Source organism: Massilia sp. Leaf139 (genome assembly GCF_001424165.1).
In the GTDB taxonomy this organism is placed as follows: Bacteria; Pseudomonadota; Gammaproteobacteria; order Burkholderiales; family Burkholderiaceae_D; genus Telluria.
Genome location: NZ_LMOJ01000023.1, coordinates 196,004 through 212,734, shown reverse-complemented (window position 1 = coordinate 212,734; position 16,731 = coordinate 196,004). Strand labels below are relative to the sequence as shown.

The 16,731-nt window shown below is 64.9% G+C and carries 12 protein-coding genes; 6 read left to right on the top strand and 6 right to left on the bottom strand.

The features are described from left to right. Window positions 1-96 precede the first annotated feature (96 nt). From ASF77_RS15130 to ASF77_RS15120, 3 genes are read left to right on the top strand one after another with little or no spacing between them, the layout of a single operon-like run. The gene (locus ASF77_RS15130) at window positions 97-765 is read left to right on the top strand and encodes an SDR family oxidoreductase (RefSeq protein ID WP_056340957.1); all 669 of its coding nucleotides are present in this window, start codon (window positions 97-99) and stop codon (window positions 763-765) included. Between the two features lie 39 nt (window positions 766-804). Continuing rightward, on the top strand, window positions 805-1,932 hold the full coding sequence (locus ASF77_RS15125; protein ID WP_056340955.1) for an acyl-CoA dehydrogenase family protein: 1,128 nt from the start codon (window positions 805-807) through the stop codon (window positions 1,930-1,932). Beyond that, window positions 1,932-2,486 carry a GNAT family N-acetyltransferase gene (locus ASF77_RS15120; RefSeq protein ID WP_056340954.1) on the top strand — a complete coding sequence of 185 codons (555 nt, stop codon included), beginning with the start codon at window positions 1,932-1,934 and terminating at the stop codon, window positions 2,484-2,486. Before ASF77_RS15125 ends, ASF77_RS15120 begins: the two co-directional genes overlap by 1 nt. Before the next feature lie 95 nt (window positions 2,487-2,581). On the opposite strand, the gene ASF77_RS15115 is transcribed toward ASF77_RS15120, so the two are convergent. The 3 genes from ASF77_RS15115 to ASF77_RS15105 all read right to left on the bottom strand — a co-directional run bounded on the left by ASF77_RS15115 (window position 2,582) and on the right by ASF77_RS15105 (window position 8,511). Further along, a complete protein-coding gene (locus ASF77_RS15115) occupies window positions 2,582-3,670 on the bottom strand; it encodes an LD-carboxypeptidase (protein WP_056341247.1) in 1,089 nt (362 codons plus the stop codon). Between the two features lie 82 nt (window positions 3,671-3,752). After that, window positions 3,753-6,524 (bottom strand): TonB-dependent receptor, encoded by a 2,772-nt coding sequence (locus tag ASF77_RS15110; protein WP_082493797.1) that lies wholly within the window; start codon window positions 6,522-6,524, stop codon window positions 3,753-3,755. A 187-nt stretch (window positions 6,525-6,711) separates the two neighbouring features. Further along, window positions 6,712-8,511 carry an ABC transporter substrate-binding protein gene (locus tag ASF77_RS15105; protein ID WP_056340952.1) on the bottom strand — a complete coding sequence of 600 codons (1,800 nt, stop codon included), beginning with the start codon at window positions 8,509-8,511 and terminating at the stop codon, window positions 6,712-6,714. A 245-nt stretch (window positions 8,512-8,756) separates the two neighbouring features. On the opposite strand from ASF77_RS15105, the gene ASF77_RS15100 reads away from it, so the two are divergent. The 3 genes from ASF77_RS15100 (at window position 8,757) to ASF77_RS15090 (ending at window position 14,234) form a co-directional block, all read left to right on the top strand. Then, a complete protein-coding gene (locus tag ASF77_RS15100; RefSeq protein ID WP_056340950.1) occupies window positions 8,757-9,995 on the top strand; it encodes a nucleoside recognition domain-containing protein in 1,239 nt (412 codons plus the stop codon). A 23-nt stretch (window positions 9,996-10,018) separates the two neighbouring features. After that, window positions 10,019-11,521 carry a D-alanyl-D-alanine carboxypeptidase/D-alanyl-D-alanine-endopeptidase gene (dacB, locus tag ASF77_RS15095; protein ID WP_056340948.1) on the top strand — a complete coding sequence of 501 codons (1,503 nt, stop codon included), beginning with the start codon at window positions 10,019-10,021 and terminating at the stop codon, window positions 11,519-11,521. Between the two features lie 211 nt (window positions 11,522-11,732). Then, the gene (locus ASF77_RS15090) at window positions 11,733-14,234 is read left to right on the top strand and encodes a TonB-dependent siderophore receptor (RefSeq protein WP_056340946.1); all 2,502 of its coding nucleotides are present in this window, start codon (window positions 11,733-11,735) and stop codon (window positions 14,232-14,234) included. Window positions 14,235-14,300: 66 nt separating this feature from the next. On the opposite strand, the gene ASF77_RS15085 is transcribed toward ASF77_RS15090, so the two are convergent. The 3 genes from ASF77_RS15085 to ASF77_RS15075 all read right to left on the bottom strand — a co-directional run bounded on the left by ASF77_RS15085 (window position 14,301) and on the right by ASF77_RS15075 (window position 16,659). Then, a complete protein-coding gene (locus ASF77_RS15085) occupies window positions 14,301-14,924 on the bottom strand; it encodes a hypothetical protein (protein ID WP_156648906.1) in 624 nt (207 codons plus the stop codon). Between the two features lie 215 nt (window positions 14,925-15,139). Next, window positions 15,140-15,757 carry a M15 family metallopeptidase gene (locus ASF77_RS15080; RefSeq protein ID WP_056340942.1) on the bottom strand — a complete coding sequence of 206 codons (618 nt, stop codon included), beginning with the start codon at window positions 15,755-15,757 and terminating at the stop codon, window positions 15,140-15,142. After that, window positions 15,754-16,659 (bottom strand): LysR family transcriptional regulator, encoded by a 906-nt coding sequence (locus tag ASF77_RS15075; protein ID WP_056340940.1) that lies wholly within the window; start codon window positions 16,657-16,659, stop codon window positions 15,754-15,756. Before ASF77_RS15075 ends, ASF77_RS15080 begins: the two co-directional genes overlap by 4 nt. Between the last annotated feature and the right edge of the window lie 72 nt (window positions 16,660-16,731).

The window sequence follows — 16,731 nt, the reverse complement described above, 5'->3', positions numbered from 1 at the left end:
CGCGCGATGTACGCGCGGCCGCCGTAACGTAGGGCGGGCATGCCCGCGTTCGAACCCCAAAAAACCGCAACATCATTTCTGGCCGGGAGCTACACCATGCCAACCGCTTTGATCATCGGCGCCTCGCGCGGCATCGGCCACGAACTGGCGCGCCAATACCGTCTTGATGGCTGGCGCGTGATCGCCACCGCCCGCAAACCGCACGACCTGGACGATCTGAAGCAGCTCGGCGCCGAGCCGCACGCGCTCGACGTCACGAACACGGAGGCCATCGCCGGCCTCGGCTGGAAACTCGACGACGAAAAGATCGACACTGCCTGGCTGGTCGCCGGCCTGTACGGCCCGCGCCATGACGGCTTTCCGACCCAGGACGACTTCGACGCCGTCATGCACACGAACGTGCTGGCCGCGATGCGCCTGCTACCGATCGTCGCGCCGCTGGTCGCATCCACGCGCGGCAAGCTCGGCGTGCTGTCCTCGCGTATGGGCTCCATCGGCGGGCGCACCGGTGCCAACGGCTCGCTCTACCGCGCCAGCAAGGCGGCCCTGAATTCCGTCCTGCGCGACACGGCTATTAACTTCGGCCCGCAAGGCGCGACCTGCATCGCCTTCCACCCCGGCTGGGTGCAGACCGACATGGGCGGCGCAGGCGCGCAGATCACGGTCGAAGAGAGCGTGCGCGACCTGCGCGCGACCCTGGCCGCGGCCACGCCCGAGGCCAACGGCAGCTTCCTGAACCACGACGGCGATCCGCTTCCCTGGTAAGCCGCTTCCACCCAATACGACAACGACACACGAGACACCATGATCCTGACCGAAGAACACCAGATGATCCGCGACGCCCTGCGCAGCTATGCGCAGGAACGCCTCGCTCCGCAAGCCGCCCGCTGGGACAAGGAACACTATTTTCCGAAAGCGGAACTGAAGGAGCTGGCCCAGCTCGGCGCCTTCGGCGTGGCGGTGCCGGAACAGTACGGCGGCGCGGGTCTCGACTACGTGTCGCTGGCGCTGGTGCTGGAAGAAATCGCGGCCGGCGACGGCGGCATCTCGACCATCATCTCGGTCAACAACTGCCCGGTCTGCAGCATCGCCATGATGTATGCGAACGAAGAGCAGAAGGAGCGCTTCCTGCGGCCGCTGGCGCAGGGCGAGATGCTGGGCGCCTTTGCGCTGACCGAGCCGCACACCGGCAGCGACGCCTCCGCACTGCGCACCACGGCCACGCGCGACGGCGACGACTACGTCCTGAATGGCACGAAACAGTTCATCACCAGCGGCAAATACGGCGACGTCGCCATCGTCATGGCGGTCACCGATAAGGCAGCCGGTAAAAAAGGCATCAGTGCCTTCTGGGTGCCGATCGATACCCCCGGCTACATCGTCGCCGGCCTGGAACAGAAGATGGGCCAGCACTCGTCCGACACGGCGCAGATCGTGTTCGAGAATTGCCGCGTCCCGGCACGTAACCTGATCGGCGAAGAGGGCATGGGCTACAAGATCGCCCTGTCCGGCCTCGAGGGCGGGCGCATCGGCATCGCTTCGCAATCGGTCGGCATGGCGCGTGCGGCTTTCGAGGCGGCCCTCGCCTATGCGAAAGAGCGCGAGAGCTTCGGCAAGGCCATCTTCGAGCATCAATCGGTGCAGTTCCGCCTGTCGGAAATGGCAATGCAGATCGAAGCGGCGCGCCAGCTGATCCTGCATGCGGCCTCGCTGAAGGACGCCGGCGTACCTTGCCTGAAGGAGGCGGCGATGGCGAAGCTGTTTGCTTCCGAGATGGCCGAGCGCGTGGTGTCGAGCGCGATGCAGGTCTTCGGCGGCTACGGCTATGTGGCCGACTTCCCGATCGAACGCATCTATCGCGACGTGCGCGTCTGCCAGATTTATGAAGGCACGAGCGACATCCAGAAAATCCTGATCGCACGGGCACTGTGATGAACGGCGCGGCGCCGCCGCTGATCCAGGGCGTCGGCGCCGCCGACCTGCCGGCCCTGTTCGTCTACCTCGACGACCACCTGCAGGACAACGGCCGCGCCGGCACGCCCCTGTTTCAGCCGATGGCGCGCGCCGATTCGCGTTTTCCAGTCGATAAGCGCGCGGCCTTCGCTATCGGCCTCGGCGCGGCGGTCGGCGCCCCCGGCTGGCGCCGCGCCTGGATGGCGCTCGATGCCGACGGCGCCATCTGCGGCCATGTCGACCTGCGCGCGCGCCCGGAACGGGCGTCAAGCCACCGCTGCCTGCTCGGCATGGGCGTGCACCGCGACTTTCGTCGTCAAGGACTGGGCGAACGGCTCATGCAAACCGCACTCCACTGGGCGCATACGCAGCCAGGCCTCGATTGGGTCGACCTCGAGGTGCTGTCCTCGAACCTGCCCGCGCGCCGGCTCTACGAACGCTGTGGATTCACCTTTGCCGGCGAACTGCCTGATTTGTTTCGCATCGATGGCGAAGGGCATGGGTATGTGTACATGACCCATAGCCTGCGCTGACGATGAACCGCGTGGAGTCGGGACTCCACCCTACAGCTACCTGATTTCGTAGAGTGGAGTCCTGACTCCACGCCGTACAACAGCAGCAAAACCTTTCAACTCACCGCTGGCTCCAATAGGGTCACCGTCTGCCGCCCCGTGTCGAGCGTGGCCCGGATCCCCATCGGAATCGTGAACTGGTCGCGGATGTGGCCGACCGAATAGCCGGTCACGGCCGGGATCGACAGCGGCTGCAAATGGATGTCCAGGGTCTCGTCGAGGGTCAGCGAAATGTCCTCGTGTTCCGGCCCGCAGTCGTCGCAGATGCCGACCATGACGCCCGCCGCCCTGGCAAAGCCGCCGGACAGATCGAGCTGGGTCATCCAGCGGTCGATCCGGTACGGCGCCTCGTTGACCTCTTCCAGGAACAGGATGCTGTCCTTGAAATCGGCCGCATACGGCGTGCCGGCCAGCGCCGCGACCAGGCTCAGGTTGCCGCCCATGAGCGGGCCGGTGGCGACGCCGCCGTGCACGGTGCGCATTGCGAAATGGGGCTTCTCCAGCGCGCGCCGGCTGTTTTCCAGCGCCATCGGGATCGTGTAGGTCGGCTGCGGGTCGCCTAACACCGCCATCATGTGCTCGATCGAATACTCGGTCATGGTCGACGAGGCCACCGGGCCGTGGAAGGTCACCAGGCCGGCATGCTTGTGGATGGCCAGGTGCAGCGCGGTGATGTCCGAGTAGCCCAACAAAATGGTCGGGTTGGCGCGGATCAGCGCGTAATCCAGGTGCGCCAGCAGCGAGATGCAGCCGGAACCGCCGCGGATCGGCCAGATCATCTTGATTTCCGGGTCGGCGAACATCGCGTGCAGGTCGGCCAATCTCTGCGGCACGGTGCCGCCGTAGTTGCCGTGCACGGCGCGCAGGGAGGCGCCTTCGCGCACTTTTAGACCCAGGGCTTCGATGTTGCGGCGCGCCTTGGCGATCGACTTTTCGGTGGCGTAGCCGCCCGGCGCAATCAGGGCGACCGTGTCGCCCGGCTGCAGGCGCGGCGGTTTGATCAGGGTTTTCATGGAAGCGAAAGAACGGCGCGCGCTGCGGCGCGGCGCGGCCAGGGCATGAGCGGGAGCAAGCGCGGGAGCGAGCACGGCGGCGGCCAGCAAAGTACAAAAGGCGCGCCGGCCGGGAAGATCGCTACGGAACATGGTGGTCGTCATCCAGATAAAAAAACTGCCGGCCGATGCGCATGCATCCGGCCGGCAGCTTCTGCTCATTCTCCGATCGGAATCAGAAGAACTTGTGCTTCAAGGTCAGCGAGAACGAACGGCCGCGTGGATCGGCCACGCGCGGATCCCAGCCGGCGCCCACGACTTCATCGACGTTGTGCGCGGTGAACGGCGGATCGCGGTCGAACAGGTTCTGGATGCCGAAGGTCAGCGACGTGTTTTTGAAGCCGGTGTAGGTCGCCGACAGGCCGAAGCGGGTGTAGCTCGACACATCCGGATCGAAGCCGGCCGGCGGTGCGCCGATACCCTTGTTCGGCACCTGATCCTTGTAGCCGCTGGCAAAGAACTGGCTCAGCATGCCGCTCCAGTCGCCACGGCTGACGGTCAGCGTGGCGCTGTGCTTCCAGCGCAGGTACAGGTCGCGGGTGTAGAACTTGCCGACGTATTCCTTGTACTCCTGGCCCGCCAGTTCGGCGAACTTGAAGCTTTGCGTCCAGGTGCCGTCCAGCGCGGCGCTCCACTTGACGTCGCTCACGCGGCCATCGCCGCGCAGGCCGAGATCGGCGCCGCGGGTCTTGGCGCCGCCGGCATTGATCCAGCCCGAACGCACGTAGTCGATGGTGCCGATGCCGCTGGCATTCGGCGCGTTGCGGATCACGTTCTCGGCCAGCGCGGGCTGGTTCGCCAGGATGATCTGCGGCGTGCGGTTCAGGATCTTGTCCTGGGTGTTGATCATCCAGTAGTCGAGCGAAGCCGAGAAGCCTTTGAACGGCTCGATCACCATGCCCAGCGTGCCCTGCTTCGAGGTCTCCGGACGCAGCGACGAATTGCCGCCGGCCTTGAAGTCAAGGCGCGCGATCGCGCAGTATTCCGGGTTACCCGGATTGGCCGGGCAGCCGATCGGGTCGATCACGCCGTTCGGCAGTTCGCCGTCGAGCGAGGCCGAGTACAGCTGGGTGAAGCTCGGCGCCAGGAAGCCTTTATTGGCCGAACCGCGGAACAGCAGCCAGTTGGTCGGCTGGTAGCGGAAGGCGATCTTCGGATTGGTAGTGGCGCCGATCACGCTGTAGTCGTCGCGGCGCACGGCCAGCTGAACTTCCAAATCTTTGAAGACCGGGACGATCAGTTCGGCGTACACGGCCTTGATGTCGCGCGTGGCTTCCTTCAGCGCGGCATTGCCCGGCGCCTGCCAGACGATGGTGGCGTCGGCGTCCTGGCCGTATTCGTAGCCTTCGCGGCGCAGGTCGAAGCCGACCGCGGCGGCGACGGCGCCGGCCGGCAGGTTGAACACCTCGCCCGAGATCGAGCCGTCGAGCTGGGTCAACGTGGTGCGGCCGTGCTGCAGGTCACCGCGGAACTTGGTCGACTCGATCAGCGCCAGCGCTTCGGCGGTCTGGGTCTGGCCCGGGGCCAGCCATGGGTTGATCTTGCCGGTGCCCAGCGCCTGGTACATCGGCGTCGTAAAGGCATAGCCGTCGGTCAGCGTGGTTTGCGTCTTGCTCATTGCGCGCGCCAGGCCGAGTTTATAGTCCCAGCGATCGAGCGTGCCCTCGAGGCCGACCAGCAGGCGCGCGCTCTCGGTGGTGTTGTCCATCTCGCGGTTGCCGAAATCGGTGGCGCGCCATTTATAGATGATCGGCTTGGTGCGGTCGAAGGTCGACACGTACTGCGACAGATCCTGGTAGTAGGCGCCGCCGACCGGGTAGGCGCTGCCAGTTGCCAGCGAGGTCGAGATCTGCATCGGGGTCAGGATCGACGTCACCTTCGAATGCGAGGCCATGCCTTCGACGAACAGGCGGTGGTTCGGCGCGATCTGGAACGAGCCGCGCGCGATCGCATTGGCGCGCTCGGCCGGCGGCATCATGACGTAGTCGGCGCCATAGTCATACGCGCACGAGAAGCGCGTGCGCGTCACCGGCGTCACGTCCGCCCAGAGCTGGCTCTGGTACTGCGACATGTAGGGAATCGAATCGCACTTGTTCTGGAAGCTCAGCAGGTTGGCCTGCAGGTAGCGCGTGGCATCGCCCGGCACCGTGAAGTTGGCGCCCAGGGCCGTGCCGGCGCCGGTCAGCTGGTTCGCATACGGGGTGCCGGTGGTGTCCGGCGACAGGCCGCGCGACGGCTGGAAGCCATTGGCGAACTTGCGCTGGTGCGAATGCAGCATGTCGGTCTTGTCGACGGTGACGGACGCCATCACGTTGAAGCGGTCGGCTTCGAGGTCGCCATGACCGGCCAGCAGGGTGGCGCGGTGGGTGGTGCCGCCGCCTTCTTCGGTGGCATTGATGTTGGCCGACGCTTCGACGCCCTGGTAATTGGTGCGCAGGATGAAGTTGACCACGCCGCCGACGGCGTCGGTGCCGTAGATGGCGGAGGCGCCGTCCTTCAGGATTTCGACGCGCGCGATGGCCGAGAGCGGGATCGAATTCAGGTCGACCGCCTTGCCGCTGCCGCCGTGGGTGGCGATGCGGCGGCCGTTCAGCAGCACCAGGGTGCTGTTCGGGCCGAGGCCGCGCAGCGAGGCGAACGAGGCGCCGCCGCTGACGCGGTCGGCGTCGGCGCCGAACACGTTGTTACCCGAGGTCATGTTGTCGGCGCCGGTGCCGTTGGCCGAGATCGTGCGTACCAGCTCTTCGGTGGTGGTGATGCCCTGTTTTTCGATCTGCTCGTAATTGATCACCTGCACCGGCAGCGCGCCTTCCTTGGCGATGCGCTTGATGCTCGAGCCGGTCACTTCGACGCGTGCCATCGGGGTATTCGGTTGCAGCTGCTGCGCCACCGCCGGGCTTGCCACGCCGATCAGGGCAATCAGATGGGCCAGTTTCTTTAACTTCACGCGTCTCTCCTAAGGGTTTCCGTCTATTTTTAATAAAGGCGGCAATGCGGTGCTGGTCATCGTAATGTCATGGCATTACGCTATGTTCTCGTGCCGAGACTACGCAAGGCAGGTAAGGCCAGCCAATGAAATATCTGGCGGGAAGTATAACTTTCGGGAATATTTATATGCGGAAATCCGACGCGTACTAGCGTGCCTGCCGTGACAAACGTGCCCTTTCCGCAACATCGACGTCCAGATAACGCCAGGACGTGAATTCCACCGGGTGGCGCTTGTAGTTTTTTAGCCACGGATGGCGCAAATCGGCCGAGACCGCATGGGTCAGGGGCACCCAGGGGTTATAGGCATGGATCAGCTGGTTCATCTCGCCATACAGGCGCTGGCGCGCCGGGCCGTCGCTCAGCAGGCGCGCCTGCTCGTAGCGTTCGTTATACGCGGGCAAATTGAAACGGGCGTAATTGGCGCGGCCGGCGTTCGGGCCGTACAGCAGCTGATAGAAATTGTCGCCGTCGGGGAAGTCGGCAATCCAGTTACTCTCGAACATCGTCACCTTGCCCAGGCGGGAGGCCTTGATGATCTCGGTCTTCTTGTCCGATTTGAAGACGACGCGCAGGCCGATCGCATTCAGGCATTTACGCCACAGCTCGTCGCGCAGGCGGCCACCGACCGTCGCTTCGCTGTGCATGGTGAGCGTCAACGGTTTCCCATCGGGTGCGCGGCGGAACCCGTCCGCATCGCGTTTGCCGTAGCCGTGGCGATCCAGTAGAGCATTCGCCAGGGCCGGGTCGTAGGGCACCGGGCTGCGGTAAGCGGGATCGTAGCCGAGCACGTTCGGCGGCAGCGGCGACTCCGCCTTGATCGCAAACCCTTTCTTTAACAGCGCGATGTCCTCGCGGCTGTTGTAGGACAGCGAAATCGCGCGGCGCAGGGCGATCCGATCCGGCGTATAGCCGCCGACTACCGGATCGTTCATGTTCATCCACATGTAATAGGTCTGCAGCACCGGGAAGCGCGACAAGGTGATTCCCCGTGCGCCCAGCTCCGGCTTCAGGGCGCCCTCGCGGATCACCATGTCGGTCATCGATTCCGGCACCTGCTCCAGGTAATCGTATTCGCTGTTCAGAAAGCCGAGCATGCGGCCCTGGAATTCCTCGGCGATTTTGACCTCCACACGATCCACGCGCGGCAGGCGCTTGCCCTGCAAGGACGCCGCGATGGCCTTGTCCTGCGGATCATCGCCAGGTGTGGCGTTAAACACCGCGGTGGAATACGGATTGGCCAGCAAGACGATGCGGTCGCTTCTCTTCCACTCGCCGATCATGAAGGGGCCGGTGCCGACCGGGTGATTCCCGGCCTGGCCCGGATAGGCCTCGATCACTTCGCGCGCCACCACGCTCGATGCGGGTGTCGCCATATAAAAGAGGAAATTATTGTCCGCTTCCTTCAGGCGGATGCGCAGCGTGTAGCGGTCGAGCGCCTGCAGGCCGGGAATCTGGGTGGCGTGGCTGAAGCGCTGTTTGAAGGCCTCGTCGCCTTCGAGCTTGCCGTCGAACATGTACGACCAGGGCGATTTGATGGCCGGGTCGTACAGGCGGCGGATGCTGTAGACGTAATCCTGGGCCGTCATCTCGCGTTTGACGCCTTTGAAGGCGGGGTCGGGCGTAAAGTAAATTCCCGGACGGATGCGGAAGGTATAGGTGCGCTTGTCGGCGCTGATGTCCGGCATGGCGGTCGCCGTGTTGGGTCGCAGCTTGACCGGGCGCGCCAGGTAGTCGTAGCGCAGCAGCGGGTCGAACAGGTTTTCCAACAGGGACAAGGTGGCGATGTCGGAGGCGGCGGCCGGGTCGAGGCCGGTTTCGCTCGTGGACAGGAACAGGCGCAGCACTTTTTCGCCCTTGGCCGGCGTCGCCGGCGCCGCGCCGGCCGCCAGCGTGCAGGTGGCGCCGGCGGCGAGCAGCAAGGCGGAAAGGGCGGTGCGAAGTGTCATGGTGCAAGTCCTGGTTGAGCGTGCGTATCATAGGCGCGCTGTGGTGTGCAGGCAAACGAAACACCGCGCGCATAACTTTTGTACATGGCGCGCTTGCATTCTTTCATCCTTGCACCTTGCTCTGCGCCTATACTCTGCGCTGCACAATCGTGCGCATGCATGCCGTGATTCGTCTGCGGCTGTTGAACAAGCGGCGTCATCCGGGCCAAACGCCTGAACGGCCCGCGCGCTGATCGGAATGATTCATGGCACTCAATTACATCTGGACTGGTTTTTTCCTCGTCGGTTTTATCGCCGCACTTGCCCAATGGCTGTTCCTCGGCGACAGCGAAATCTTCAAGCGCGTCATCGACGGCACCTTCAGCTCGGCCAAGATGGCAGTGATGGACATCGCCCTGCCCCTGGCCGGCGTGATGACGCTCTGGCTCGGCATCATGAACATCGGCGAGAAGGCCGGCGCCATCAATCTGTTCGCGCGCATCATTGCCCCGTTCTTTTCCCGCATCTTCCCGGGCGTGCCGCGCGAGCATCCCGCGAATGGCCACATGGTGATGAATTTTTCGGCGAATATCCTCGGGCTCGACAATGCCGCGACCCCGTTCGGCCTGAAGGCGATGGAGAGCCTGCAAACGCTGAACCCGCGCAAGGATGAAGCGAGCGATGCCCAGATCATGTTCCTGGTGATCCAGACCTCGGGCCTGACCGTGATTCCGCTGGCGATCATGGCCCAGCGCGCCATCCTTGGCGCCGCCAACCCGGCCGACATCTTCATTCCAACCCTGATCGCCACCTTCTGCTCGACCTTCACCGGCATCGTCGCCGTCAGCCTGCGCCAGCGCATCAACCTGCTCGACCCGGTCGTGTTCGGCTGGATCGGCGGCCTGACGGCGATCATCGGCGCGCTCGTGTTTTATCTCACCAATTACCTGGCGAAATCGGAGATCGAGCTGGTCTCGGTGGTGGCCGCCAACCTGATCCTGTTTTCGATCATCGCGGCCTTCATGGTGGCGGCGCTGCGCAAGGGGGTCAATGTGTTCGAAGCCTTTATCGAGGGTGCGAAGGGCGGCATCGAGACCTCGCTGAAGATCATTCCCTATCTTGTCGGCATGCTGGTCGCCATCAGCGTGGTGCGCAATTCCGGCATCCTCGGCCTGATCGTCAGCGGCTTCAGCTGGGTATTCACCCAGCTCGGCCTGCCGACCGATTTCGTCGGTGCCCTGCCTACCGCCCTGATGAAACCCCTGTCGGGCAGCGGCTCGCGCGCGATGATGATCGATGCGATGACGACCTATGGCGTCGATTCCTTCGTCGGACGCCTGGCGTCGATCCTGCAGGGCGCGGCCGACACCACCTTCTACATCGTCGCACTGTATTTCGGCTCGGTCGGTATCCGCAAGACCCGTTACGCCATCGGCTACGGCCTGCTGGCCGATCTCGCCGGCGTGATCGCCGCCATTTTCGTCGCTTACCTGTTCTTCGGATGATGGAACAATCATCAAGGATGCCCATGCTGCGTCAGCTCGCCCTCGCCACCGTCCTCTTCGCCTGCTTTTCACAGGCGGCACGCGCCCAGCTGCCGGAACCGGTGGCGCAGCTGCTGGCGCAGAACGGCATGACGCCGGATGCCGTCGGCGCCCTCGTGCTGCGCGGCGACCAGGTGGTGCTGGCGCACGGTGCCGAGCGCCCGATGCAGCCGGCCTCGACCATGAAGCTGGTGACGACCCTGGTCAGCCTGGAACAGCTGGGGCCGGTGTTCAGGGGACGTACCGAGCTGCTCAGCAATGGCGAACTGAAAAACGGCGTGCTGCAGGGCGACCTGGTGCTGCGCGGCGGCGCCGATGCCGACCTCTCGGACGAAGTGCTGGAAGGGATGCTGCGCGCCCTGCACAATGCCGGCATCAAGCGCATTGCCGGCAACCTGGTGCTCGACCGCAGCCTGTTCCAGCCGGCGCGCCTGGACGTCGGCCTGCCGCCCTTCGACGAGTCGCCCGAGGCGTATTACAACGTCATCCCCGATGCGCTCCTGATCAACAAGAACATGCTGCAGCTCGACATGCGCTCGACCGATAAGCGCCTGCAACTGGAGATGCAGCCGGCGCTGGCCGGCGTCACGGTCGCCTCGGCCATGACCCTGATCGACGCCGACTGCATGACATGGGAAAACGGCTGGAAGCTGCCGCAGACGGTGCGCGGCGCCGACGGCAAACTCAAAGTGCTGCTGCAGGGCACCTATCCGAAGAACTGTGCCCGCAGCAACAGCGTCAACGTGCTCGAACGCGACGACTATATCGACGGCCTGTTCCGCCTGCAATGGAAACAGCTGGGCGGCAAGCTGAGCGGCAAGACGGTCACCGGAACGGCGCCGCTCGACGCGCGCCTGCTGGCCGAGCACCGCGCGCGCGCGCTGCCGGAAGTGGTGCGCGATACCAATAAGCCGTCCGACAACGCGCTGGCGCGCACCCTGTTCCTGAGCCTGGGCGCATTGGAAGCCGATCCCGTGCTGGGCAGCCGGCCGCTGCCGCCGCTGGCGGATCAGACGACGTATACCCGCGCCGACGCCGCGATCCGCAGCTGGATGCGCGCGCGCGGCATCGACGACAGCGGCTTCGTGATCGAGAACGGCTCCGGCCTGTCGCGCATCGAACGCATCAGCCCGGTGCAAATGGGGGGCTTGCTGCGCGCCGGCCTGCGCAGCAACTGGGCGCCGGAATTCTTGGCTAGCATGCCGATCGCCGCGCTGGATGGCACCATGCGCCGCCGCCTCGGCGGCAGCCCGGCCGCCGGCCGCGCGCGTTTAAAGACGGGCACGTTGCGCAATGTGGTGGCCGTGGCCGGCTATGTGCCGGATGCGAATGGGGTGCAGAACGTGGTGGTGGCGATGGTCAACGACGAGCTCGCGGGAGAAGGACGCGGGCGCGCGGTGGTCGATGCGCTGGTGGATTGGGTGGCGCGGTCGGGTGCCGCAGTGGTGCCGAACGTGGCGCCGACGCCGGTGGCTGCGCAACCATAAACGCATGCACCAAAAACGGGCTCAAGCAATCGAGCTTACTGCCTTTCCTCTTGCTTCGCACCCAATATTGCTGTGATGACACGCAAATACAACGCTTATGCCGTGCGCGTTGTATGGACAAACGTCAATTGTTAATATGAATTGCACGTATGGAAACATATCCACACGTTATGGTACGTATTCCGTTTCGCTTTCCAAGAAAAGAGAGAACATGACGAGTCACCCTGCCTGCCATCCCTTCCGCCGCACCCTGCTTGCCGCCGCCCTGCTGGCCGTGCTCCACCCCGCCAGCGCCCAGGACACCACCAGCACCGCTACCGCTACTGCCAGCACGGGCGCCGATGAGGCCAATCCGGCCCGCGTCGTCGTGCTCGGTTCGCGCTCGAGTGCCAAGACGGCGCTCGATACCGCCAACCCGGTGGGCCTGATCAATGTGAAGGACATGCAGACCGCCGGCCCGCTGGAACTGGGCAAGCTGCTGCAAACGCTCGACCCGTCGTTCAATTTTTCGACCACCTTCATCAGCGACGGCACCGACATCATTCGTCCGGCCACCCTGCGCGGCCTCGGCCCCGACCAGCTGCTGGTCTTGGTCAACGGCAAGCGCCGCCACCAGCAGGCGCTGGTGAACGTGCAGCAGACCATCGGCCGCGGTTCGGCCGGTACCGACATCAATGCGATCCCGATGTCGGCCATTTCGCACATCGAGGTGCTGCGCGACGGCGCCGCCGCCCAGTACGGTTCGGATGCGATCGCCGGCGTGATCAACATCGTCCTCAAAACGCAGGTCAAGGAAACCCAGACCAGCACCTCGATCGGCACCACGGCCGAAGGCGACGGCGACATGATCTCGGCCAGCGCGAATACCGGCTTCGCCATCGGCGACGGCGGCTACGTGAACCTGTCGGCCGAAGGCCGCCGCCGCGGCGAGACCAACCGCGCCGGCCTGAACACGTCGGGGGAGGTCAATCCGCCACGCGTCACCCAGCGCATCGGCGACAGCCTGGCCAAGGATGCCTTCCTGTGGGTCAATGCCGGCCTGCCGATCGACAAGGATAGCGAATTCTACGCCTTTGGCGGCGTGTCGAAGCGTACCGGCGACTCGGGCGGCTTCTACCGCAGAGCCGGCGACAACCGCAACGTGCCGGCCATCTATCCGGACGGCTTCCTGCCGAACATCAAGACGACCGTCAAAGACGCCTCCTTTGCCGTCGGCTACCGCCATAGCTTGGCCAATGACTGGAAATTCGACACCAGCGTCAACCATGGCCGCAGCGAACTGGGTTTCCATGAGCGTAACTCGATCAACGTCAGCTACTGGTACGAACCGAGGCCAAGCGGCGGCATCTACGCCGAATCGCCCCTGGACGCCGATACCGGCACCCTGAAGTTCAACCAGACCACCTTTAATGCCGACCTGCGCGGCCCGCTCGAGCTGGGCGGACGCAAGGTCTCGCTGGCGGCCGGCTTCGAGTACCGCACCGACAACTACGAGATCGAGGCGGGSGAGCCAGTCTCTTACCAATACGGCCGCACCAATAATCCAGCAATCCTCATCCGCGGCCAGAACGGCGAGGTCGCTCCTTCGGGTATCCAGGGCTTCCCAGGCTACACGCCAGGCACCGAAGTCGACGACGGCCGCCACAACATCGCGCTCTATCTCGACGCCGAACACAATCTGACCGACAAGCTGCTGGTGGCGGGCGCGATCCGCTACGAAAAATACTCGGACTTCGGCAGCACCACGACCGGCAAACTCTCGATGCGCTACGATCCATCGCGCACGGTCGGCCTGCGCGGCAGCGTCTCGACCGGTTTCCGCGCGCCTTCGGTGCAGCAGAAGTTTTATAGCTCGGTGTCGACCAACTTGAACAACTCCGGCGTGCTGACCGAGACCCTGACCGCGCGTGAAGGCAGCGCCGTCACCCGCGCCTTCGGCATCGCCCCATTGAAGGAGGAGACCTCGAAGAACGCCAGCGTCGGCATCGTGCTGCGTCCGCTGCCGAACTTCTCGGTCACGGCCGACTTGTACCGCATCGACATCGACGACCGTATTGTTTTCTCCAGCAACATCGGGGCCGAACCGACAGAAGGGGGCGCCTGCGCCGTACCGGGTGCCTGCCCGATCCGGGCCATCCTCGCGCCTCTGAACGTCGGCCAGGCACAGTTCTTCACCAACGCCATCGACACCCGCACCAATGGCCTGGATGTCGTCGCCGAGCACACCACGCGCTGGCCCGGCTCGACCCTGGTGCTGTCCGGTCAGCTCGGTTTCAATAAAACCGAGGTCAAGGCGCGCCGCTCGCAGTCGCCGGTGCTGACCGGCGCCCAGCTGTTCGACGATGCCCAGGTAACGCTGATCGAACGCGGCCAGCCACGCCAGCACCATGTGGTGGCCGCCGACTATACGACCGGCTCCTGGAACGTGAACAGCCGTGCCAGCTATTTCGGCGATGTGCAGGGTCAGGGCTTCACGGGCATTCTGGATACCTGGGAAGGAAAATGGCTGGTCGACCTGAGCGTGCGCTATGCCTTCACCAAGCGCCTGTCGCTGGCAGTCGGTGCCAACAACCTGTTCGACACCTATCCGACCAAGTGGGCGCCGAGCGCCGCCAATCCTTTCCCGTCCCTCGGCTTTACGCACTGCTGGGAAACCTGCCCGATCGGCATTAACGGTCGTCAAATGTATGCACGCGTAGACTGGGCGTTTTAAGCTAGGCAGCAACCCGCGTTGCCGCCCCGGCAACGCGGATGCATCGTCACGCCGAGGCGCGCAAACTCAGGGTTTCGAGGTTTGCGTGCCGGCCGGCTCCAGCCAGGGCGCGCCCGCCACCTCGGGTTTCGCTTCCACCAGCGACACCTGCGCTTTGGTCGTTTCGCGGATCGTGCGGACGAGATCCAGCATCGTCTTCTCGGCGAATTTTTCCGGCGTGCCGAGCACCATGCCGGTGGCGCGCCGCGGCCATTCGAGCCAGCCTCCCTCTTTCTTGGTGAACGCGGCATACATGTCAAGGTGGTAGCCGGTTTTGTACGGGTACAGGCAGGCGACGATGTGCATGTCCTGGCCGCCGCGCACGTCGGGGCGCGCCTTGGCCGTCCAGCTGGCGCCGTCGCAGCTGGGGCCGCGCGCCGCGCCCGGGGCGTCGGCCAGCTTGAAGCGGCCTGGCTGGTCGAGCACCTCGGCCGTCTCGGACAGCGGCGTGGCCAGCGTGGCGTTGTTGATGTTGCGGCTGATGCCCTCGCTCGCGGCGCGCGCCACGGCCGGCGGTGGCGCCTCCGTCTTGATGTCGAACACCCGGACATACTCGACCGTCCGGTCGCGCGCGGCGAAGATCTCGCCCGCCCCCGTGCTGCAGCCCGCCAGCGCCGCTCCCACGGCAGCGGCCATCATGAATCGTTTCATTGCGCACCTCTTTGTCCGGTTGGAAGAATGGTTATCGCGCGAAAAAATTGAAGCCGGCTCGAAGACGCAGACTCGGGAAGCAGACCCGAAGCGAACTCGTCAAGCCATGGCATCAATCTCTCGTCGGTACCAGAGGATTGTCCCGGCATCAAAAGGGGGAAAGGCTGAGAAAACTCAAGTGTGCGCGCGGAACGATGAGCGCGCCGCGGGAGAGGCTAGAGCACGCGCTTGAAGCCGGCGCGCACACGGTCGCGGTCGCCGCAGTCGAAATGCCACCATTCGGTGTTGATGCCTTGAAAACCCGCGGCGAACATGGCGCCGCGCAGCAGGCGGCGGTTGTCCAGCTGCGCCTGGCGCAGGCGGCCGGCGGCAATAAAACCTTCTTCCAGTGCCGGGTGCGACAAATCCGTCATGTCGTCGAAACCGGTGCCCATGTCGAGTTCGGCACCCTGCGGATCGAGGATGGTGACGTCGAGCGCCATGCCATACGAGTGGATCGAGCCGCGCGCCGGGTTGGCCAGGTACATCTGCAGCCCGGTGCCGGCCAGCGCATCCCATAATTGTTCCTGCACCCGTTGCGGACGCAGGGCGTCGAGCACCAGCAGGGTGTGGCCGGGCGCCTGCCGCATCAGCCAGGCCACCGCGTTTTCCAGGGCCGCAGCCGCCTCGACATGCAGCCAGGCGCAGTCGTAGGGCGAGTACAGGTCGCGCCCGACGAAATTGTTCGGCCCGGCATAGCGCAGGTCGACGGCGATGCCGGGAATCGTCGACAGGTGGCGGAACTCCGCGCTGGAGGCGACGTCCTCGCTGGCGATCGACAGCAATGGACTCATGCACATCCCTGGTCGAGGCAGGCGCGGGCCGTGGCGCCGATGCAGTTGGCCAGTTCGCGCGCACCGTGCGAGAGCGGCGCGTGGTTCGCCGTCAGCAGATATAACTGCACCGGCATGGCAGGCGTCCAGGGGCGGCGCTGCACCTTGTCCGGCGCCGCCGAGGCCGCAGTAAACGGATCGACGACGGCCGTGCCGGCGCCCGCTTCCACCAGCGAGCGGGCAATCTGGTAGGTCTGCACCACGGTGCGGAACACCGGCTGCACGCCCTGCGCCTCGCAGGCGGCGACGACGATTTCTCCGATCGGGTCGTTGTCGGCCAGGCCGATCAGTTCGCCAGTGAGCCCTTCGGGGCCGATCGGCTGCGCGCACTCGGCCTCGCTCCAGGTGCCTGTCGGCGCCATCACGGTCAGCATGCCGGAGGCGATCGGTTCGGCGACGATGCCGGGATGACGCGGATCCTGCAACGATAAAGCCAGGTCGGCCTCGCCGAGGCGCAGGGCGTTGACGATTTCGCTGGTGTGGTAGGTGGCCAGCTCGCAGCGGGTCTGGGCGAAATCGCGGCGCCAGGCCGTCATCGCCTGCGGCAGCACGCTGATCGCCAGGGTCGGCGTCGACACCAAGCGCACGGTTTCCACCGCCCGCCCTTTCAAGCTCGCGGCCAGGCGGCGGATGCCCTGCAGATCACGGTTGAGTTTTTCGGTTTCGGCGAACAGGCGGTGCGCTTCCGGCTTCGGATACAGCTTGCCGCGCACGCGCTCGAACAGCGGCATGCCCAGTTGCAGTTCGGCGTGTTGCAGCACCTTGGTGACGGCCGGTTGCGAGATGTGCAAGACCTGGGCGGCACCGCTGATGGTGCCGACCTGCATGATGGCGTGGAATACTTCGATGTGGCGCAGGCGCATGTCGTCAATCCTCCGAGGGAATGCCCGCGCGTGGGGGGCAGGCCGCAGGATACAGGGAATCTCGAGGCACGG